Annotated in this window: 24 protein-coding genes; 15 read left to right on the top strand and 9 right to left on the bottom strand. The window is 64.5% G+C overall.

The genetic code is table 11. The features are described 5' to 3' along the window. From IB232_RS07945 to IB232_RS07925, 5 genes are all read right to left on the bottom strand, one after another. A partial coding sequence (locus tag IB232_RS07945) for an alpha/beta hydrolase (RefSeq protein ID WP_192397961.1) occupies positions 1 to 424 on the bottom strand: 424 nt, incomplete at its 3' end. Positions 425 to 464: 40 nt separating this feature from the next. Then, positions 465 to 725: a DUF2790 domain-containing protein gene (locus IB232_RS07940; protein WP_192397960.1), complete on the bottom strand. Its 261-nt coding sequence runs from the start codon at positions 723 to 725 to the stop codon at positions 465 to 467. A 27-nt stretch (positions 726 to 752) separates the two neighbouring features. After that, positions 753 to 1,178, bottom strand: coding sequence for an organic hydroperoxide resistance protein (locus tag IB232_RS07935; RefSeq protein ID WP_192397959.1), 426 nt, complete (start codon positions 1,176 to 1,178; stop codon positions 753 to 755). Between the two features lie 203 nt (positions 1,179 to 1,381). Continuing rightward, a complete protein-coding gene (locus IB232_RS07930; protein WP_192397958.1) occupies positions 1,382 to 1,831 on the bottom strand; it encodes a MarR family winged helix-turn-helix transcriptional regulator in 450 nt (149 codons plus the stop codon). A 145-nt stretch (positions 1,832 to 1,976) separates the two neighbouring features. After that, entirely contained in the window at positions 1,977 to 2,480 is a 504-nt protein-coding gene (locus IB232_RS07925) for a L,D-transpeptidase family protein (protein ID WP_192397957.1), read from the bottom strand. Positions 2,481 to 2,635: 155 nt separating this feature from the next. On the opposite strand from IB232_RS07925, the gene IB232_RS07920 reads away from it, so the two are divergent. After that, positions 2,636 to 3,541, top strand: coding sequence for a DUF6929 family protein (locus tag IB232_RS07920; RefSeq protein WP_225592169.1), 906 nt, complete (start codon positions 2,636 to 2,638; stop codon positions 3,539 to 3,541). Here IB232_RS07920 and IB232_RS07915 read toward each other — a convergent pair. Continuing rightward, positions 3,521 to 3,760, bottom strand: a complete 240-nt coding sequence (locus tag IB232_RS07915; protein WP_137971121.1) for a DUF2789 domain-containing protein — start codon at positions 3,758 to 3,760, stop codon at positions 3,521 to 3,523. The genes IB232_RS07920 and IB232_RS07915 overlap by 21 nt on opposite strands. A 25-nt stretch (positions 3,761 to 3,785) precedes the next feature. Then, entirely contained in the window at positions 3,786 to 4,331 is a 546-nt protein-coding gene (locus tag IB232_RS07910) for an NUDIX hydrolase (protein ID WP_192397956.1), read from the bottom strand. 127 nt (positions 4,332 to 4,458) lie between these two features. Here IB232_RS07910 and IB232_RS07905 point away from each other — a divergent pair, with 127 nt between their 5' ends. From IB232_RS07905 to IB232_RS07885, 5 genes are all read left to right on the top strand, one after another. Further along, the gene (locus IB232_RS07905; RefSeq protein ID WP_192397955.1) at positions 4,459 to 5,067 is read left to right on the top strand and encodes a CoA pyrophosphatase; all 609 of its coding nucleotides are present in this window, start codon (positions 4,459 to 4,461) and stop codon (positions 5,065 to 5,067) included. 154 nt (positions 5,068 to 5,221) lie between these two features. Beyond that, a complete protein-coding gene (locus tag IB232_RS07900) occupies positions 5,222 to 5,746 on the top strand; it encodes a gamma carbonic anhydrase family protein (RefSeq protein WP_192397954.1) in 525 nt (174 codons plus the stop codon). Further along, positions 5,743 to 5,949 carry a DUF1289 domain-containing protein gene (locus IB232_RS07895; protein ID WP_192397953.1) on the top strand — a complete coding sequence of 69 codons (207 nt, stop codon included), beginning with the start codon at positions 5,743 to 5,745 and terminating at the stop codon, positions 5,947 to 5,949. The genes IB232_RS07900 and IB232_RS07895 overlap by 4 nt, the downstream gene beginning before the upstream one ends. A gap of 32 nt (positions 5,950 to 5,981) precedes the next feature. Continuing rightward, entirely contained in the window at positions 5,982 to 7,163 is a 1,182-nt protein-coding gene (purT, locus tag IB232_RS07890; RefSeq protein WP_192397952.1) for a formate-dependent phosphoribosylglycinamide formyltransferase, read from the top strand. Then, positions 7,160 to 7,888 carry an SGNH/GDSL hydrolase family protein gene (locus IB232_RS07885; protein WP_318652242.1) on the top strand — a complete coding sequence of 243 codons (729 nt, stop codon included), beginning with the start codon at positions 7,160 to 7,162 and terminating at the stop codon, positions 7,886 to 7,888. Before purT ends, IB232_RS07885 begins: the two co-directional genes overlap by 4 nt. Here the strand turns inward: IB232_RS07885 and IB232_RS07880 are convergent. Continuing rightward, positions 7,872 to 8,774: a transporter associated domain-containing protein gene (locus IB232_RS07880; protein WP_192397951.1), complete on the bottom strand. Its 903-nt coding sequence runs from the start codon at positions 8,772 to 8,774 to the stop codon at positions 7,872 to 7,874. The two genes, IB232_RS07885 and IB232_RS07880, sit on opposite strands and share 17 nt — an antisense overlap. Positions 8,775 to 8,778: 4 nt before the next feature. Next, the gene (locus tag IB232_RS07875) at positions 8,779 to 9,579 is read right to left on the bottom strand and encodes an inner membrane protein YpjD (RefSeq protein ID WP_192397950.1); all 801 of its coding nucleotides are present in this window, start codon (positions 9,577 to 9,579) and stop codon (positions 8,779 to 8,781) included. 143 nt (positions 9,580 to 9,722) lie between these two features. Between IB232_RS07875 and ffh the strand changes: the two genes are divergently transcribed. From ffh to IB232_RS07830, 9 genes are all read left to right on the top strand, one after another. Beyond that, entirely contained in the window at positions 9,723 to 11,096 is a 1,374-nt protein-coding gene (gene ffh, locus IB232_RS07870) for a signal recognition particle protein (RefSeq protein ID WP_192397949.1), read from the top strand. 134 nt (positions 11,097 to 11,230) lie between these two features. Continuing rightward, the gene (rpsP, locus tag IB232_RS07865) at positions 11,231 to 11,482 is read left to right on the top strand and encodes a 30S ribosomal protein S16 (protein ID WP_021700306.1); all 252 of its coding nucleotides are present in this window, start codon (positions 11,231 to 11,233) and stop codon (positions 11,480 to 11,482) included. 5 nt (positions 11,483 to 11,487) lie between these two features. Continuing rightward, positions 11,488 to 12,021, top strand: a complete 534-nt coding sequence (gene rimM, locus IB232_RS07860) for a ribosome maturation factor RimM (RefSeq protein ID WP_192397948.1) — start codon at positions 11,488 to 11,490, stop codon at positions 12,019 to 12,021. A gap of 28 nt (positions 12,022 to 12,049) precedes the next feature. Then, positions 12,050 to 12,793 carry a tRNA (guanosine(37)-N1)-methyltransferase TrmD gene (gene trmD / locus IB232_RS07855; RefSeq protein ID WP_192397947.1) on the top strand — a complete coding sequence of 248 codons (744 nt, stop codon included), beginning with the start codon at positions 12,050 to 12,052 and terminating at the stop codon, positions 12,791 to 12,793. A gap of 40 nt (positions 12,794 to 12,833) precedes the next feature. Continuing rightward, the gene (gene rplS / locus IB232_RS07850) at positions 12,834 to 13,184 is read left to right on the top strand and encodes a 50S ribosomal protein L19 (protein ID WP_137971131.1); all 351 of its coding nucleotides are present in this window, start codon (positions 12,834 to 12,836) and stop codon (positions 13,182 to 13,184) included. 162 nt (positions 13,185 to 13,346) lie between these two features. Beyond that, the gene (locus IB232_RS07845) at positions 13,347 to 13,757 is read left to right on the top strand and encodes an acyl-CoA thioesterase (RefSeq protein ID WP_192397946.1); all 411 of its coding nucleotides are present in this window, start codon (positions 13,347 to 13,349) and stop codon (positions 13,755 to 13,757) included. A gap of 104 nt (positions 13,758 to 13,861) precedes the next feature. After that, a complete protein-coding gene (gene xerD / locus IB232_RS07840) occupies positions 13,862 to 14,758 on the top strand; it encodes a site-specific tyrosine recombinase XerD (RefSeq protein ID WP_192397945.1) in 897 nt (298 codons plus the stop codon). Between the two features lie 225 nt (positions 14,759 to 14,983). Continuing rightward, the gene (locus tag IB232_RS07835; protein WP_192397944.1) at positions 14,984 to 15,712 is read left to right on the top strand and encodes a thioredoxin fold domain-containing protein; all 729 of its coding nucleotides are present in this window, start codon (positions 14,984 to 14,986) and stop codon (positions 15,710 to 15,712) included. Positions 15,713 to 15,822: 110 nt separating this feature from the next. Then, on the top strand, positions 15,823 to 17,127 hold the full coding sequence (locus IB232_RS07830; RefSeq protein WP_192397943.1) for a homoserine dehydrogenase: 1,305 nt from the start codon (positions 15,823 to 15,825) through the stop codon (positions 17,125 to 17,127). Positions 17,128 to 17,136 lie beyond the last annotated feature (9 nt).

The raw sequence follows: 17,136 nt of genomic DNA, 5'->3' as shown, positions 1-17,136 counted from the left end.
ACGGCGTGTAGCCGACATAGACGGCCACAGCGCCGGAGTTCACCACCAGGTCGCGGATCAGGCGGGCATGGGTCGGGTAGTCGCCGAGCACCCAGCCGCCGCCGTGGAAGAACATGAACACCGGCAGCTCGCCCTTCACGCCTTCGGGGCGGACGATGGTCAGCGGGATCGACTGGCCGCCGGCCTGGATGGTCTTCTCCGACACGCTCACGCCGGACAGATCGACCTTGACCGAGGCCTGGGCACCGACCAGTACGGCGCGGGCATCTTTGGGACTGAGGGTTTCCAGCGGCTTGCCACCACCGGCTTCCAGGGCCTGGAGGAAGGACTGAGTGTTGTGTTCCACACCGGGGCTGCCGGCGGCGAAGGCGTTACCGATGGCCAAGGTGAGCAGGCCGCTTCCAACGAGTTGCTTGATGTTCATCATGATTCTCCTGGCGATTTGGGTTGGGACAACCAGGGCCTCAGCCCTGGTTATGGCAGTTGTCGGCTTGCTTAAGGTAGGTGACGGACTGCAATTCACCCGTCGAGTCACGGTAGATCATCTGTGCCTCGACCACGCTGCAGCCCGCGCTGGTGGCTTCGTGCAGGCTGATCACCTCCGCCACATCCAGCTGCTGGCCGTAGCGGTACTGCTGGCTGACCGGTTGTTCGGCAAAGCTCGCCGAGGTGGTGATCAGGGCCAGCGCGGCAAGCGCGCTGGCAAACATGCGGCGGTTTTTCATCGGCTTTCTCCTCTTGTCTAGCTGGGCTCAGGCCACGATCAGGCGGACGTCGATGTTGCCGCGTGTGGCGTTGGAGTACGGGCAGACCTGGTGGGCGGCGGCGACCAGTTCTTCGGCGACGGTGCGCTCGATGCCCGGCAGGCTGATGGTGAGCTCCACTTCCAGACCGAAGCCGCCTGGAATCTGGCCGATGCCGACCTTGCCGGTGATCGAGGCGTCAGCCGGGAAGGCTTGCTTCTTCTGGCTGGCGACGAACTTCAGGGCGCCGATGAAGCAGGCCGAGTAGCCGGCGGCGAAAAGCTGTTCCGGGTTGGTGGCTTCGCCGCCCTGGCCGCCCAGTTCACGCGGGGTGGTGAGCTTGACGTCGAGGAAGCCGTCGGAGGAAACGGCACGGCCGTCGCGGCCTCCGGTGGCGGTAGCGGTGGCGGTGTAGAGGGCTTTGATGGTTTGCATGGCGATTTTCCTATTGATTTGTTGGCTAAAATTTTGCGCGCTAAGTAAGTGCGTGAGGCAGAAGTTAGCCGCATTTAATTTTGCGCGCAAGATAATTTTTATAGATTTTCCATCTGAGCGATCTGCTCTTGTGGAATAAGTGCGGGCTAGAGCGGCTTCGGGCGGGAAAAACGAGGCGCCACCCAGTGCGGGTGGCGTAACGGTCAGAGCGACTGCTGCAACTGGTCGCGCAGGGCGACTATCTGGTTCTTGAGGGCGCCGATCTGTTCCAGGGTCAGGCCACTGGCTTCGAGGATGCAGGCGGGAAACTGCTCGGCCTGCTGCTGCAGGGCGCGGCCGTGCTCGGTCAGGCGCAGCTCCACCACACGCTCGTCGGCGCTGCTGCGGGTGCGGGTGATGAAGCCCTCGGCTTCGAGCCGCTTGAGCAGCGGCGTCAGCGAGCCGGGATCGGTGAGCAGGCGCGCGCTGATGTCGCCGACTGTGATGCCGTCACCTTCCCAAAGCACCAGCATGGCTAGGTACTGCGGGTAGGTCAGGCCGATGCTCTGCAGCATCGGCTTGTACGCCTTGGTCATCAACAGCGAGGTGGAGTGCAGGGCGAAGCACAGCTGGTTGTCCAGCTGCAGGGCGGCGCAGGATTGCGGCTGTTTCATGGTGGGGCCTCCACTCGATATCTGCGCAACAATTTATCGCGCCAACTAACATTGAGCAAATTTTGATCGGCGGATATGAAAAAGGCGCCGCTGGGGCGCCTTGCAGAATTTCTGAGTCTTTTAGCGAGCTAGGCGCCGCAAAGCCTCAGGGGCGGATCTCGATCAGCGTGCCGTCCTTGACCAGATCCCAGACCTCGCGCATGTCGGCATTGCGCATGGCGATGCAGCCTTCAGTCCAGTCCAGAGTGCTGAAGAACCACTCGGGGTACTCGTCGTCCAGCGGCGTGCCGTGGATCATGATCATGCCGCCCGCCGAGACGCCTTTCTTGCGTGCGTTGGCCGCGTCGCGGGCGTTGGGGTAGGAGATGTGCATGGACAGGTTGTATTTGTCGCTGGTCTTGCGCCAGTCGATCCAGTAGAAGCCTTCCGGGGTCTTCAGGTCGCCCTCGCGCACCTTGGCGCCATCGGGGGCCTTGCCGAGCGAGATGCGATAGGACTTGAGCACCTCGCCGCGCCCCATCAGGTGCAGCTTGCGCTCGGATTTGACCACCAGCACCTTGTCGATCGCCTTGCCGCGCAGAGTCGGGGCGGTGGAGGCTTGGGCGAGGCCGATGGAGGTAATGCAGAGTAAGGCGAGCAACCAGCGCATTGCGATGTTCCGAGGTGTTTCAGTGTTGGCCCTGATGATTCAGGTGTTATAGCGCGAGAGTCTGCCTATGCCGAGGATGATGTTCAATCCTCGCCAGTCGGATGGTGGGCTGGGTAGGATCAGCCCCTCAGAACAATCCGCCCATGGAGTAGGCAATGCCCCAACCCAAGCTGCTGCGTGCCCTGGTCCTCGACCCGGCCGCTCATCCCCTCGGCCAGGCGCACCTCAGTGCCGCCAGCGCGCTGGTGCGGGTCGGCGAGCGTCTGTATGTGGTGGCCGACGACGAGCTGCACCTTGGCCTGTTCAGCCTCGCTGACGAGGACCCCGGCCGGCTGGTTCGCCTGTTCGAAGGCGAGCTGCCGGCGCCGAAGGCCGAACGCAAGGCGGCCAAGCCGGACCTGGAGGCCCTGGCCCTGCTGCCGGCATTGCCCGGCCACGCCCAGGGTGCGCTGCTGGCGCTGGGCTCCGGCTCCAAGGCCAATCGCCAGCGCGCGGTGCTGCTGGGCCTGGAGGAGGGCGCGCTGCCGCGGCAGCTCGATCTGGCGCCGCTGTACCAGCCGCTGCACGAATACTTCAGCGACCTGAACATCGAGGGCGGCTTCCTGCTCGGCGAGGAATTCCTTCTGTTGCAGCGTGGCAACCAGGGCCAGGCAACCAACGCCGCCGTGCATTATCGCTGGACCGAGCTGCGCGACTGGCTGCTGGGCGATGGCCCGCTGCCGACGCCGCCGATCATCCATCCGGTCGAACTGGGCGAGCTGGGCGGCGTGGCACTGGGCCTCACCGATGGCGCGGCGCTGGCCGACGGCCGCTGGTTGTTCAGCGCGGCGGCGGAGAACACGGCAGACAGCTACTACGACGGCGCCTGCCTGGGCGCCGTGATCGGGCTGGTGGAGCGTGACGGCCGAGTGCGTCGCCTGGCTGAGCTGGAAGGTCGCTGGAAGGTGGAGGGCATTGCGCTGGATGAAGCGGGCGACCTTCTGCTGGTCACCGACGCGGATGACCCGGCGACGGCGGCCAGCCTGCTGCATCTGTCTTTGTCAGGGCTTCTGGGTCAGTGACACGGCCAGCTCGTCGACCTGGATCGCCCAATCGGAGTCACCCTTGAGCGATTCGGCGAGGAAGTTGGCCTGGGCCTCGGTCCAGAACGGCGCCTTGGCCAGCTTTTCGCCATTGGACAGCTGATGGTCGCGGATGAAGGCCGCGATCTCCTCGTTGCTGGACGGCAGGCCGAGCTGTTCGAACAGGGTGCGCAGGCTGTGGTGGTTGCTGGTATCCATGGCAATGCTCCCTTCGGGTGAGTGGTTACTGACGAGGGCGGAGCGGAGCCAGCCCCTCGTTGCGCACCGGAAAAAGCTGATCGCGACGGTCGGCGAAATAGCATTCCAGAGTACGTCCGACCGTAGGGAAGGCTAGCTCGTTCCACGGGATATCGCGCTCATGGAACAGCTGGACCTCCAGGCTCTCCTCGCCGGCGCAGAAGTCCAGGTCGATCAGCTCGGCGCGGAAGAACACGTAGAGCTGGCTGATGTGCGGCAGGTCGAACAGGGTATAGAGGTGCAAGTCGCGCACCCGCGCGCAGGCCTCTTCGTCGGTTTCGCGCATGGCCGCCTCGGCCATGGTCTCGCCGTTCTCCATGAAGCCGGCCGGCAGCGTCCAGTAGCCACGGCGCGGCTCGATGGCGCGGCGGCACAGCAGCACCTGCTCGCCCCACACCGGCAGGCAGCCGGCGACGATGCGCGGGTTCTGGTAGTGGATGGTCTCGCACTGCGGGCAGACGAAGCGCAGGCGATTGTCGCCCGTGGGGATGCGCTGCTCCACCGAACCGCCGCACTGGCTGCAGAATTTCATGCCGGTCTCTCCTGGGTCATCGCCCATGTTGGCGCCAGAAGCATGGTGGCGGCAAGCCGGGGCGAGGATGCGCGGGAGACGCCTTCATGCCATGATGCCCGGCAGACGAAAAGAACCGAGAACAATCATGCTCGACGAGCTCCTGCAGCGCGTGCGCGACCATAGTCCGCGCATCCTGGAGACCGACCAGCGCCACCCCGAGGCGGCCGTGCTGGTGCCGCTGACCCGCGGCGACGATCCGGAACTGGTGCTGACCCTGCGCGCCAGCGGCCTGTCCACCCACGGTGGCGAAGTGGCCTTCCCCGGTGGCCGCCGCGACGCCACCGATCCCGACCTGGCCTTCACCGCCCTGCGTGAGGCAGAGGAAGAAGTCGGCCTGCCGCCCGGCCTGGTGGAGATGGTCGGCCCGCTCAGCCCGCTGGTGTCGCGCTTCGGCATCCGCGTCACGCCCTGGGTCGGTGTGGTGCCGGACTACGTCGAATACCGGCCCAACGACAGCGAGATCGCCGCGGTCTTCGCCGTGCCGTTGCGCTTCTTCCTCGAGACCCCGCGCGAGGTCACTCATCGCATCGATTACGAGGGGCGCAGCTGGTACGTGCCCTGCTACCACTACGAGAGCTACAAGATCTGGGGCCTGACGGCGGTGATGATCGTCGAGTTGCTGAATGTCGCGTTCGACGCCGGCATCGACCTGGAGCAGCCGCCGCAGCCCTCGGTAAAGATCATCCGCCTGTAAGAACCTGTCTATGATCTGCTGCGCGTCGGCCATGCGTCGTTAAAAACAGGCTCGGAATGCTCATTTACTGTTTGTAAACTCTGCTTCCTCGCCAGTTTTTTGCCTAGCCTGGCTCTAGCTCGCGAGATCCTAAACAGGCTCTGAGGAATTACCGATGAAATACCGCCTGGGCGATGCCCGCGTGGAGGCCCACCCCGAAAGCTGGATCGCCCCGACTGCCGCGGTAGTCGGCAAGGTGCGCCTGGACAAGGGCGCCAGCGTCTGGTTCGGCGCCGTGCTGCGTGGCGACAACGAGCTGATCCATATCGGCGAGAACAGCAACGTGCAGGACGGTACGGTGATGCACACCGACATGGGCTTTCCGTTGACGCTCGGCACGGGCGTCACCGTCGGCCACAACGTGATGATGCACGGCTGCACGGTGGACGATTACAGCCTGATCGGCATCAACGCGGTGATCCTCAACGGCGCCAAGATCGGCAAGTACTGCATCATCGGCGCCAACAGCCTGATCCCCGAGGGCAAGGTGATTCCCGACGGCAGCCTGGTGATGGGCAGCCCGGGCAAGGTGGTGCGCGAGCTCACCGAGCAGCAGAAGAAGATGCTCGAAGGCAGCGCCGCCCACTATGTGCACAACGCCCAGCGCTACGCTCGCGACCTGGTCGAGGACGAGGCGTGAGCGATGAGCGCCCGGTCAAGTCGCCCTGCGTCAGCATCTGCGCGCTGGACGACCACGATATCTGCATCGGCTGCCAGCGCACGGCGGACGAGATCACCCGCTGGGGCCGCATGAGCAACGACGAGCGCCGCGAAGTGCTGCAGCACTGCATCGAGCGCACCCGCACCGCGGGGCAGTTCCTGCAGCAGCCTGCACGCCCCTGAATTCCCTTTCTCCCTTTTCCGAGGACATCCGCATGCCCCGTATCGGTACCCCCTTGTCGCCCACTGCGACCCGCGTCCTGCTCTGTGGCTCCGGCGAGCTGGGCAAGGAAGTGGTGATCGAGCTGCAGCGCCTGGGTTGCGAGGTGATCGCCGTCGACCGCTACGCCGACGCCCCGGCCATGCAGGTGGCGCACCGCAGTCATGTGATCAGCATGCTCGACGGTGCCGCCCTGCGCGCGGTGATCGTGGCAGAGAAACCGCACTACATCGTGCCGGAGATCGAGGCCATCGCCACCGACACCCTGGTCGAGCTGGAAGCCGAAGGCTTCACCGTGGTGCCCACCGCGCGCGCCGCCAAGCTGACCATGAACCGCGAGGGCATCCGTCGCCTGGCCGCCGAAGAGCTGGGGCTGCCGACCTCGCCGTACCACTTCGCCGATACCTTTGATGCCTATGCCGAGGCGGTGAAGTCGGTTGGCTATCCCTGCGTGGTCAAGCCGATCATGAGCTCCTCGGGCAAGGGCCAGAGCGTGCTGAAGAGCGACGCCGACCTGCAGGCTTCCTGGGATTACGCCCAGGAAGGCGGCCGCGCCGGCAAGGGTCGAGTCATTGTTGAGGGCTTCATCGACTTCGACTACGAGATCACCCTGCTCACCGTGCGCCACATCGGCGGAACCTCTTTCTGCGCGCCGGTCGGCCACCGCCAGGTCAAGGGCGACTACCACGAGTCCTGGCAGCCGCAGGCGATGAGCGCCAAGGCCCTGGCCGAGTCCGAGCGCGTGGCCCTGGCGGCCACCGAGGCCCTCGGTGGTCGTGGCCTGTTCGGCGTGGAGCTGTTCATCAAGGGCGATCAGGTGTGGTTCAGCGAGGTGTCGCCGCGTCCGCACGACACCGGCCTGGTCACCCTTATCTCCCAGGACCTGTCCGAGTTCGCCCTGCATGCGCGGGCCATCCTCGGCCTGCCGATCCCGAGCATTCGCCAGTTTGGCCCGTCGGCTTCCTCGGTGATCCTGGTCGAAGGTCGTTCGCAACAGGTGGCCTTTGCCAATCTGGGCGCGGCCCTGGCCGAACCGGACACCGCGCTGCGCCTGTTCGGCAAACCGGAGGTGGATGGTCAGCGGCGCATGGGCGTGACCCTGGCTCGCGACGAGAGCATCGAGGCGGCGCGAGCCAAAGCCGTGCGGGCGTCCGAGGCGGTCAAGGTCGAGCTGTGAGCCGTCTGCGCGCCGGGCTGTGGTGGGGGCTGCTGCTGGCCCTGGCGCCGATTGCCCTGCCGCAGGCCCTATGGACCCGGCGCACGGCGCTGCGTCTGCCGGAGGCCTCGGGCGCGCAGAGTGGCGTTGCCGGTGTCGAGCGGGCGGGTGAGCCACTGCGTCTGCTGCTGATCGGTGAGTCGACGGTGGCCGGTGTCGGTGTAGAAGCCCAGGAAGTCGCGCTGGCCGGTCAACTGGCCCGGGCGCTGTCAGCACGCCTGGGGCGTCCGGTGGCTTGGCGCGCCTGCGGCGAGAACGGCATCACCGCCAATGAAGCCTGTGAGCGCCTGCTGCCGCTGGCCCTGAGCGAGCCGGCGGACCTGGTGCTGCTGGTGTTCGGCGTCAACGACACCACCCATCTAAGCTCATTGAGTCGCTGGGAAGGTGCACTGCGGGCCCTGAGCCAGCGCATGACCGCCCATGGCTGCCGCGTGGTGTTCACCGGAGTGCCACCGATCCAGCACTTCAGCGCCTTACCCTGGCTGCTACGGCGCCTGCTCGGCCTGCGCGCCGGTCTGCTGGACAGCGAGTTGCGCCGCATCAGCGCGCAGGAGCGGGCGCAATATGCGCGGCTCAAGCTGCGGTTTGCCGATGATTATCTGGCGCGGGACGGTTATCACCCGTCGGCGCTGGGCTATCGGGTCTGGGGCGAGGGGCTGGCCGAGCTGATCACTCGCTCGGCCTGAGGCGTGTCTGCCACAGGCGCACGCTCTTCACCCGATTCTCGCTGGATTCGAGAATTTCCAGGCGATAGGGGCCGATCTTCAGGCACACCGGGCTGTCCGGAATGGTTTCCAGCGCCTCGGTGACCAGGCCGTTGAGGGTCTTGGGCCCCTCGCTGGGCAGGTGCCAGCCCAGGGCCTTGTTGATCTCGCGGATGTTGGCCGCGCCATCGATGATCTGCGAACCGTCTTCCTGAGGCAGGATGTCCGGGTTGCCGGCGCCTTCTGCATGGCTGAAGTCACCGATGATCTCGTCCAGCAGGTCTTCCAGGGTGACGATGCCCTGCACGTCGCCGTACTCGTCCACCACCAGGCCGAGGCGGCGCTTCTCCTTCTGGAAGTTCACCAGCTGGGTCGCCAGTGGCGTGCCCTCGGGCACGAAGTAGGGTGGTTGGCAGCAGGCCAGCAGGGTGGCGTGGCTCAGGCGGTTTTGCGTCAGCAGCACGGCCAGGCGGCGCATGTGCACGATGCCCTGGATCTGGTTGATGTCGCCGCGGTACACCGGCAGGCGGGTATGGCTGACGCCACGCAACTGCTCGATCAGTTGCGGCAACTCGTCGTCCAGGTCGATGCCGGTGACTTCACTGCGCGGGATCATGATGTCGTCCACCGTGACCTTTTCCAGCTCCAGCAGTTGCAGCAGTGCACGCTGGCGCTGCTGTCGTTCTTCCTGGGCATCGCCGTTGCGTGGTGCGCGGCGGCGCTCATGACGCGGTGCGCCGGCGGCGCGAGCCTCGCGGCTGGTGCGGCGCAAGGGCAATGGCAGCAGGTTGCGTTCGCGCAGCAGCAACAGGCCGCCGATCAACAGGATCAGCGTGCCCAGCCACCACTCGTAGGGGGCGAGAGTCATGGGCTCAGATGTGCAGGATGAATTCGCGGACCAGCTTGCTGCCGAAGTAGGCCAGCATCAGCAGGCAGAAGCCGGCCAGGGTCCAGCGGATCGCCTTGTGCCCGCGCCAGCCGAGCTGGTGGCGGCCCCACAGGAGCACGGCGAACACCACCCAGGCGATACACGACAGCACGGTCTTGTGCACCAGGTGCTGGGCGAACAGGTCCTCGAAGAACACCCAGCCGGACAGCAGCGACAGCGACAGCAGCAGCCAGCCGGCCCAGAGGAAGCCGAACAGCAGGCTCTCCATGGTCTGCAGCGGCGGGAAGTTGCGGATCAGTCCCGACGGGTGCTTGTGCTTGAGCTGGTGGTCCTGCAGCGACAGCAGCAGCGACTGGAACATGGCGATGGTCAGCAGGCCGTAGGCCAGGATCGACAGCAGGATGTGGGCGAGAATGCCCGGTTCCTCGTTGATCGGCTGGCTGGTGCCGGCCGGCACCAGCTGGGCCAGCAGGACGGTCAGCGCGCCCAGCGGGAACAGCGGCAGCAGCAGGTTCTCCACCGGGATGCGCGTGGTGCCGATCAGGATCAGCGCGATGACCGCGCAGGCGATCAGGCTGGAGGCGTTGAAGAAGTCCAGGTTGAGGCCGGCGCCTGGCAGCAGCTGCAGGCTGAGGCTGAAGGCATGGGCGATCAGCGCAAGTACGCCGAGCAGGCCCAGAAGGCGCTTGTCCGGCGCCTGACGGCGGGAGAAGCGCAATCCCTGGTATAGAGTGGCGCCGACATAGAGGCCGGCGGCGGCGAGACTGGGCAGCAGAGGGTGCATAAATCCGTGTATGGCGGGGCCCGAAAGGCCGTGAGTGTGGCACACAAGACGCATTTCACGAAAGACTGCCGGCGGTGTCGGCGGCTCGGTCAGTTCGTTATACTCCGCCGCTTGCTGCAAGCACCCCGCTCAAAGGATCGCGCATGTTCGAGAACCTAACCGACCGCCTGTCACAGACGCTGCGCCATGTCACCGGCAAGGCCAAGCTGACCGAGGACAACATCAAGGACACCCTGCGCGAGGTGCGCATGGCCCTGCTCGAGGCCGACGTCGCCCTGCCGGTGGTCAAGGACTTCGTTAACAAGGTCAAGGAGCGTGCGGTCGGCACCGAGGTGTCGAAGAGCCTGACGCCGGGCCAGGCATTCGTGAAGATCGTGCGCGCCGAGCTGGAAGAGCTGATGGGTGCGGCCAACGAAGACCTCAGCCTGGCCGTCACCCCTCCGGCCGTGGTGCTGATGGCCGGTCTGCAAGGTGCCGGTAAGACCACCACCGCCGGCAAGCTGGCGCGCTTCCTCAAGGAGCGCAAGAAGAAGAGCGTGATGGTGGTCTCCGCGGACGTCTACCGTCCGGCCGCGATCAAGCAGCTTGAGACCCTGGCCAGCGACATCGGCGTAACCTTCTTCCCGTCCGACATCAGCCAGAAGCCGGTGGCCATTGCCCAGGCGGCGATTGCCGAGGCCAAGCTAAAGTTCATCGACGTGGTCATCGTCGACACCGCCGGCCGCCTGGCGATTGATGCCGAGATGATGGCCGAGATCCAGGCCGTGCACGCCGCGATCAACCCGGCCGAGACGCTGTTCGTGGTCGACGCCATGACCGGCCAGGACGCCGCCAATACCGCCAAGGCCTTCGGCGATGCCTTGCCGCTGACCGGCGTGGTGTTGACCAAGGTCGACGGTGATGCCCGTGGCGGTGCCGCGCTGTCCGTGCGCCACATCACCGGCAAGCCGATCAAGTTCATCGGTATGGGCGAGAAGAGCGAGGCCCTGGAGCCTTTCCATCCGGACCGTATCGCCTCGCGCATCCTCGGCATGGGCGACGTGCTCAGCCTGATCGAGCAGGCCGAACAGACCCTCGATCGCGAGAAGGCCGAGAAGCTCACCAAGAAGCTGAAGAAGGGCAAGGGCTTCGACCTCGAAGACTTCCGTGACCAGCTGCAGCAGATGAAGAACATGGGCGGCCTCGGTGGCCTGATGGACAAGCTGCCGTCCATCGGCGGGGTCAACCTGTCGCAGATGGGCGGCGCCCAGGGCGCGGCCGAGAAGCAGTTCAAGCAGATGGAGGCGATCATCGACTCCATGACGCCGTCCGAACGCCGCGATCCGGAAATCATCAGTGGCTCGCGCAAACGCCGCATCGCCCTCGGTTCCGGCACTCAGGTGCAGGACGTCGGTCGCTTGATCAAGCAGCACAAGCAGATGCAGAAGATGATGAAGAAATTCACCGCCAAGGGTGGCATGGCCAAGATGATGCGCGGCCTCGGCGGCATGATGCCGGGCGGGCTACCGAAGCTGTAAGCCCGGGGCCGATGGGTGGCCCGAAAAAGAGATTTGCAAATAGCCGGATAATCCTTAGAATATGCGGCCTTTCGGGCCTAGGCCCATTAAAGTGTGTGCCTTTTAGTTAGCACCGATTACAGGAACGAAGTTCAATGGTAACCATCCGTCTTGCTCGTGGCGGCTCCAAGAAGCGCCCCTTCTACCACCTGACCGTGACCAACAGCCGCAATGCGCGCGATGGTCGCTTTGTTGAGCGCATCGGTTTCTTCAACCCGGTCGCCACCGGTGCCGAAGTGAAGCTCTCCGTGAACCAAGAGCGCGCTACCTACTGGCTGAGCCAGGGCGCCCAGCCGTCTGAGCGTGTTGCTCAGCTGCTGAAGGAAGCTGCCAAGGCTGCTGCCTAAGCAATATGAGCGCTACGCCGTCCGCTGAGGACCTGATCGTCCTCGGCAAGATCACTTCGGTGCACGGCGTGCGTGGGGAAGTGAAGATCTATTCCTTCACCGACCCGATCGACAACCTGCTCGATTACAGCCCCTGGACGCTCAAGCGCGAGGGTGAGGTCAAGCAGGTGGAGCTGGTCAGCGGTCGCCTCCAGGGCAAAGTCCTGGTGGCCAAGCTCAAGGGGCTCGATGACCGCGAGGTAGCACGTACCTTCGCGGGTTTCGACATTTGCGTGCCACGCGCACTGCTGCCCGACCTGGAGGACGGCGAGTTCTACTGGCACCAGCTGGAAGGACTGAAGGTGATCGATCTGCAAGGGCAACTGCTCGGGCGCCTCGATCATTTGCTGGAGACCGGCGCCAACGATGTGATGGTGGTCAAGCCCTGTCCGGGCAGCCTGGATGATCGCGAGCGCCTGCTGCCCTATACCGAGCAGTGCGTGCAGCAGGTCGACCTGGCCGCCGGCGAGATGCGGGTGGACTGGGACGCGGATTTCTGAGCCCCTGGCTCTTGCCTGAGCGAGTGCCATGCGTGTCGAAGTCATCAGCATCTTCCCGGAGATGTTCGCCGCCATCAGTCAGTACGGCATTACCAGTCGTGCGGTGAAGCAGGGGCTGCTGCAGTTGAACTGCCGGCAGTTGCGCGATTACACCGACGACCGTCATCAGACCGTGGATGATCGCCCTTTCGGTGGCGGCCCCGGCATGGTGATGAAGATCAAGCCCCTGGAAGATGCCCTGGCTGCTGCCAAGGCCGATGCCGGGGAAGCCGCGAAGGTGATCTACCTGTCGCCGCAGGGCCGCCAGCTGACTCAGCAGGGGGTTCGTGAACTGGCTAGCGAGCAGGCGCTGATTCTCATCGCCGGCCGCTACGAAGGCATCGACGAGCGCTTCATCGAGGCGCATGTCGATGAGGAATGGTCGATTGGCGATTACGTCCTCTCCGGCGGTGAGCTTCCGGCGATGGTGCTGATCGATGCTGTAACGCGGTTGCTGCCGGGTGCGCTCGGGCATGCAGATTCCGCCGAGGAGGACTCGTTCAGCGATGGCCTCCTCGATTGCCCGCACTACACCCGACCCGAGGTGTACGAGGGCAAACGTGTTCCCGATGTGTTGCTTAGTGGCAACCATGAACACATCCGGCGCTGGCGCCTCCAACAGTCCCTTGGTCGGACCTGGGAGCGCCGAGTCGATCTTCTGGATAGCCGCTCGCTTTCTGGAGAAGAGAAGAAGCTGCTGGAGGAATACATCCGCCAGCGGGACGATAGTTAACGTATCGATGGCAAACCCTGGTTTGTCTTAGGAGCACAGCATGACCAACAAAATTATCCAGATGCTCGAAGCCGAGCAGATGAACAAAGAAATCCCGGCCTTCGCCCCAGGTGACACCGTCATCGTTCAGGTGAAAGTGAAGGAAGGCGATCGTTCCCGTCTGCAGGCCTTCGAAGGCGTAGTCATCGGCAAGCGTAACCGCGGTCTGAACAGCGCCTTCACCGTACGCAAGATCTCCAACGGCGTTGGCGTAGAGCGTACCTTCCAGACCTACAGCCCGCTGATCGACAGCCTGAGCGTCAAGCGCCGCGGCGACGTGCGCAAGGCCAAGCTGTACTACCTCCGCGACCTGTCCGGCAAGGCAGCTCGCATCAAGGAAAAACTGTCCTGATCGGACGGTCTTCCGACCTGAAGAAAGCAGCCTGCGGGCTGCTTTTTTCGTTTATGGGTTCGTTGATCGACGGGCTCAGCGTTTCTGCCACACGGGCAGCGTGACAACAAGCACAACAGCGCAGCACGAGGCAGCCACATTCTTCAGCAGAGCAGTAGTGGCATGACCCCGAGAGAACAAGAGATCCAGCGCCGTACCGAGCTGTCGGAAACCCGCGTGACCAAGGCGGTGTTTCCGCCCAGTACCAACCATCACAACACCCTGTTCGGCGGCACCGCCCTGGCCTGGATGGACGAGGTGTCGTTCATCGCCGCCACGCGCTTCTGCCGCCTGCCGCTGGTGACCGTGTCCAGTGATCGCATCGACTTCAAGCACGCCATTCCCGCCGGCTCCATCGTCGAGCTGGTCGGTCGGGTGATCAAGGCCGGCAACACCAGCCTCAAGGTCGAGGTCGAGGTATTCGTCGAGGGCATGTACTGCGGCGGTCGGGAGAAGGCCATCACCGGCGTATTCAGCTTCGTCGCCATCGGCGAGGACAAGAAGCCGGTACCGGTGCTGCCGGACTTCGCATGAGAAAGGCGCCTACGGGCGCCTTTTTCTTTTCGGGCCGACTGGTCGCCACGTTGATGGATATGGAAGACTGCCCTGGTCCTGTCTTCGAGACCTTCTGCCGTACCATGCCCGTTCTGGATCATCACCTGATCGACCGTTTCCTCGACGCCCTGTGGCTGGAGAAGGGCCTGTCGCCGCATACCCGCTCCGCCTATCGCAGCGATCTCGGTCATTACCATGCCTGGCTGCAGGAGCGTGGGCTGGCGCTGGAAAGCGCCGTACGCGAGGTCATTCTCGATCACCTGGCCTGGCGCCTGGAGCAGGGCTACAAGGCCCGCTCGACGGCGCGTCTGCTCTCCGGCCTGCGCGGTTTCTACCGCTACCTGCTGCGCGACGGCCTGATCGGCGAAGACCCGACGCTGCAGGTGGATCTGCCTCAACTCGGCCGGCCGTTGCCCAAGTCGCTGTCCGAGGCCGATGTGGAGGCATTGTTGGCGGCGCCGGAGCTGGAGGATCCGATCGGCTTGCGCGACCGCGCCATGCTCGAGGTGCTGTATGCCTGTGGCTTGCGGGTCACCGAACTGGTGTCGCTGACCCTGGAGCAGGTCAACCTGCGCCAGGGCGTGCTGCGCGTATTCGGCAAGGGCAGCAAGGAGCGCCTGGTACCTCTGGGCGAGGAAGCGATTGTCTGGATCGAGCGCTATGTGCGTGAGGCGCGACCGTTGCTGCTGGATGGCCGGCCCAGCGACGTGCTGTTTCCCAGCCTGCGTGGCGAGCAGATGACTCGCCAGACCTTCTGGTATCGCATCAAGCATCAGGCCAAGGTCGCCGGCATTCTCAAGCCGTTGTCGCCGCATACCCTGCGCCATGCCTTCGCCACCCATCTGCTCAATCACGGCGCCGACCTGCGGGTGGTGCAGATGCTGTTGGGGCATAGCGATCTGTCGACCACGCAGATCTACACCCATATCGCTCGTGCGCGGTTGCAGGAGCTGCATGCCCAGCATCACCCCAGGGGGTGAGCCTCTTGCGACGCGCTGCGTCGCAAAGACGAACGACTGCCCATGGATGGCCGGGCCGGGGATTGGCGGTGTCTCGGTATCTCGACAGGGATGTCATCACGGTTGCTGAATACTGCGTAGTGCGAGTTTCTACGCGCCCATCCGCCTGGGATGTCCGCCCAGCGTCTGCGGTCGGCTGCGCAGATGTGCTGTGGTAGGCTGGGAGCACTGTCATAGGAGTGTTCCATGTCTGTTATTCGTGTTCTGGGCGGTGCCGTTCTGGGTCTCGCCGCTTCTATCGCCTTCGCCGATGATCCTGACCAGGCGATTCGTGCCACCCTGACCAAGCTGCAACCCAATATGCCCATCGAGGCCATCGCCGAGAGCCCGATGACCGGTCTGTATCAGGTCCATCTGAAAGGCGGTCGCCTGCTCTACGCCAGTGCCGACGGTCAGTTCCTGATGCAGGGCAATCTCTATCAGTTCAAGGGCAACGATGCCGTCAACCTGACCCGCCAGGCCGAGAGCAAGGGCGTGGCCAAGGAAATCAACAGCATCCCCACTAGCGAGATGGTGGTGTTCTCGCCCAAGGAGCCAGCCAAGGCGCATATCACCGTGTTCACCGATACCGACTGCGGCTACTGCCAGAAGCTGCACAGCGAAGTACCGGAGCTCAATCGCCGTGGCATCGAGGTGCGCTACGTGGCCTTCCCGCGCCAGGGTCTCGAGAGCCACGGCTACAACACGCTGGTCAGCGTCTGGTGCGCCAAGGACCGCCAGGCCGCTATGAACCAGGCCAAATCCCGCCAGGAGCTGCCGGCGGCTACCTGTGACAACCCGGTGGCCAAGCAGTACGAGTTGGGTCAGATGATCGGCGTCAATGGCACTCCGGCCATCGTCATGGGCAACGGCGAGCTGATTCCGGGCTACCAGCCGGCTCCAGAACTGGCGAAAGCTGCCCTGGAGGCCAAGTAATCGGGCCCTCGGCCCGATTGACCTGGGGTCTGGCGCTTCGTAAAGTGCGGCTCTTTTGTGCGGCCGGGGCTCGCCCCGGCCGTTTCGTGTAGGCAGATGGGGAAAACAACGTGAAACCGGTGAAAGTGGGCATCTGTGGGTTGGGTACCGTCGGTGGCGGTACCTTCAATGTACTCAAACGCAACGCCGAGGAGATTGCCCGCCGTGCCGGGCGTGGAATCGAAGTCGCGCAGATTGCCGCTCGTCGCCCCAACCCGAAGTGTGAAACCGGTGCCACCCCCATCACCGCCGACATCTTCGACGTGGCCAACAACCCGGAAATCGACGTGGTCATCGAGCTGATCGGTGGCTATACCCTGGCCCACGAGCTGGTGCTCAAGGCCATCGAGAACGGCAAGCACGTGGTCACCGCCAACAAGGCGCTGATCGCCGTGCACGGCAACGAGATCTTCGCCAAAGCGCGCGAGAAGGGCGTCATCGTCGCCTTCGAAGCCGCCGTGGCCGGCGGCATCCCGGTGATCAAGGCGATCCGCGAGGGCCTGGCCGCCAACCGCATCAACTGGCTGGCCGGTATCATCAACGGCACCGGCAACTTCATCCTCACCGAGATGCGCGAGAAAGGCCGTGCCTTCGCCGACGTGCTCAAGGAAGCCCAGGTCCTCGGCTACGCCGAAGCCGATCCGACCTTCGACGTGGAAGGCATCGATGCTGCTCATAAGCTGACCATCCTGGCGTCCATCGCCTTCGGCATCCCGCTGCAGTTCGACAAAGCCTACACCGAGGGCATCAGCAAGCTGACCAGCGCCGACGTGAACTACGCCGAGGCCCTGGGCTATCGCATCAAGCACCTCGGCGTGGCCCGTCGCACCGAGGCCGGCATCGAGCTGCGCGTACACCCGACCCTGATTCCGGCGGACCGCCTGATCGCCAACGTCAACGGCGTGATGAACGCGGTGATGGTCAACGGCGACGCTGCCGGCAGCACCCTGTTCTATGGTGCCGGCGCCGGCATGGAACCGACCGCCTCGTCCGTGGTCGCCGATCTGGTCGACGTGGTTCGCGCCATGACCAGCGATCCGACCAATCGCGTGCCGCACCTGGCCTTCCAGCCGGATTCGCTGTCCGACCACCCGATCCTGCCGATCGCCGAGTGCGAGAGCGCCTACTACCTGCGTATCCAGGCCAAGGACCATCCGGGCGTGCTGGCCCAGGTGGCGAGCATCCTCTCCGAGCGCGGCATCAACATCGAATCGATCATGCAGAAAGAGGCCGAAGAGCACGACGGTCTGGTGCCGATGATCCTGGTCACCCACCGGGTCGTCGAATCGCGTATCGACGACGCCATCGCCGCCCTCGAGGGGCTGGCTGATGTGGTCGGCAAAGTCGTGCGTATCCGCGTCGAGCAACTGGTCTGAGGTAGAAAG

Origin of the sequence: Pseudomonas sp. PDM15 (assembly GCF_014851565.1) — a bacterium.
Lineage (GTDB): Bacteria > Pseudomonadota > Gammaproteobacteria > Pseudomonadales > Pseudomonadaceae > Aquipseudomonas.
Note: the sequence above shows the minus strand (reverse complement) of the source record. Positions and strands in the feature narration are given on the sequence as shown.

Coding starts and splice junctions, on each gene's coding strand:
- IB232_RS07940 (WP_192397960.1), bottom strand. CDS start 725: ATGAAAAACCGCCGCATGTTTGCCAGCGCGCTTGCCGCGCTGGCCCTG.
- IB232_RS07935 (WP_192397959.1), bottom strand. CDS start 1,178: ATGCAAACCATCAAAGCCCTCTACACCGCCACCGCTACCGCCACCGGA.
- IB232_RS07930 (WP_192397958.1), bottom strand. CDS start 1,831: ATGAAACAGCCGCAATCCTGCGCCGCCCTGCAGCTGGACAACCAGCTG.
- IB232_RS07925 (WP_192397957.1), bottom strand. CDS start 2,480: ATGCGCTGGTTGCTCGCCTTACTCTGCATTACCTCCATCGGCCTCGCC.
- IB232_RS07920 (WP_225592169.1), top strand. CDS start 2,636: ATGCCCCAACCCAAGCTGCTGCGTGCCCTGGTCCTCGACCCGGCCGCT.
- IB232_RS07915 (WP_137971121.1), bottom strand. CDS start 3,760: ATGGATACCAGCAACCACCACAGCCTGCGCACCCTGTTCGAACAGCTC.
- IB232_RS07910 (WP_192397956.1), bottom strand. CDS start 4,331: ATGAAATTCTGCAGCCAGTGCGGCGGTTCGGTGGAGCAGCGCATCCCC.
- IB232_RS07905 (WP_192397955.1), top strand. CDS start 4,459: ATGCTCGACGAGCTCCTGCAGCGCGTGCGCGACCATAGTCCGCGCATC.
- IB232_RS07900 (WP_192397954.1), top strand. CDS start 5,222: ATGAAATACCGCCTGGGCGATGCCCGCGTGGAGGCCCACCCCGAAAGC.
- purT (WP_192397952.1), top strand. CDS start 5,982: ATGCCCCGTATCGGTACCCCCTTGTCGCCCACTGCGACCCGCGTCCTG.
- IB232_RS07880 (WP_192397951.1), bottom strand. CDS start 8,774: ATGACTCTCGCCCCCTACGAGTGGTGGCTGGGCACGCTGATCCTGTTG.
- IB232_RS07875 (WP_192397950.1), bottom strand. CDS start 9,579: ATGCACCCTCTGCTGCCCAGTCTCGCCGCCGCCGGCCTCTATGTCGGC.
- ffh (WP_192397949.1), top strand. CDS start 9,723: ATGTTCGAGAACCTAACCGACCGCCTGTCACAGACGCTGCGCCATGTC.
- rpsP (WP_021700306.1), top strand. CDS start 11,231: ATGGTAACCATCCGTCTTGCTCGTGGCGGCTCCAAGAAGCGCCCCTTC.
- rimM (WP_192397948.1), top strand. CDS start 11,488: ATGAGCGCTACGCCGTCCGCTGAGGACCTGATCGTCCTCGGCAAGATC.
- trmD (WP_192397947.1), top strand. CDS start 12,050: ATGCGTGTCGAAGTCATCAGCATCTTCCCGGAGATGTTCGCCGCCATC.
- rplS (WP_137971131.1), top strand. CDS start 12,834: ATGACCAACAAAATTATCCAGATGCTCGAAGCCGAGCAGATGAACAAA.
- IB232_RS07845 (WP_192397946.1), top strand. CDS start 13,347: ATGACCCCGAGAGAACAAGAGATCCAGCGCCGTACCGAGCTGTCGGAA.
- xerD (WP_192397945.1), top strand. CDS start 13,862: ATGCCCGTTCTGGATCATCACCTGATCGACCGTTTCCTCGACGCCCTG.
- IB232_RS07835 (WP_192397944.1), top strand. CDS start 14,984: ATGTCTGTTATTCGTGTTCTGGGCGGTGCCGTTCTGGGTCTCGCCGCT.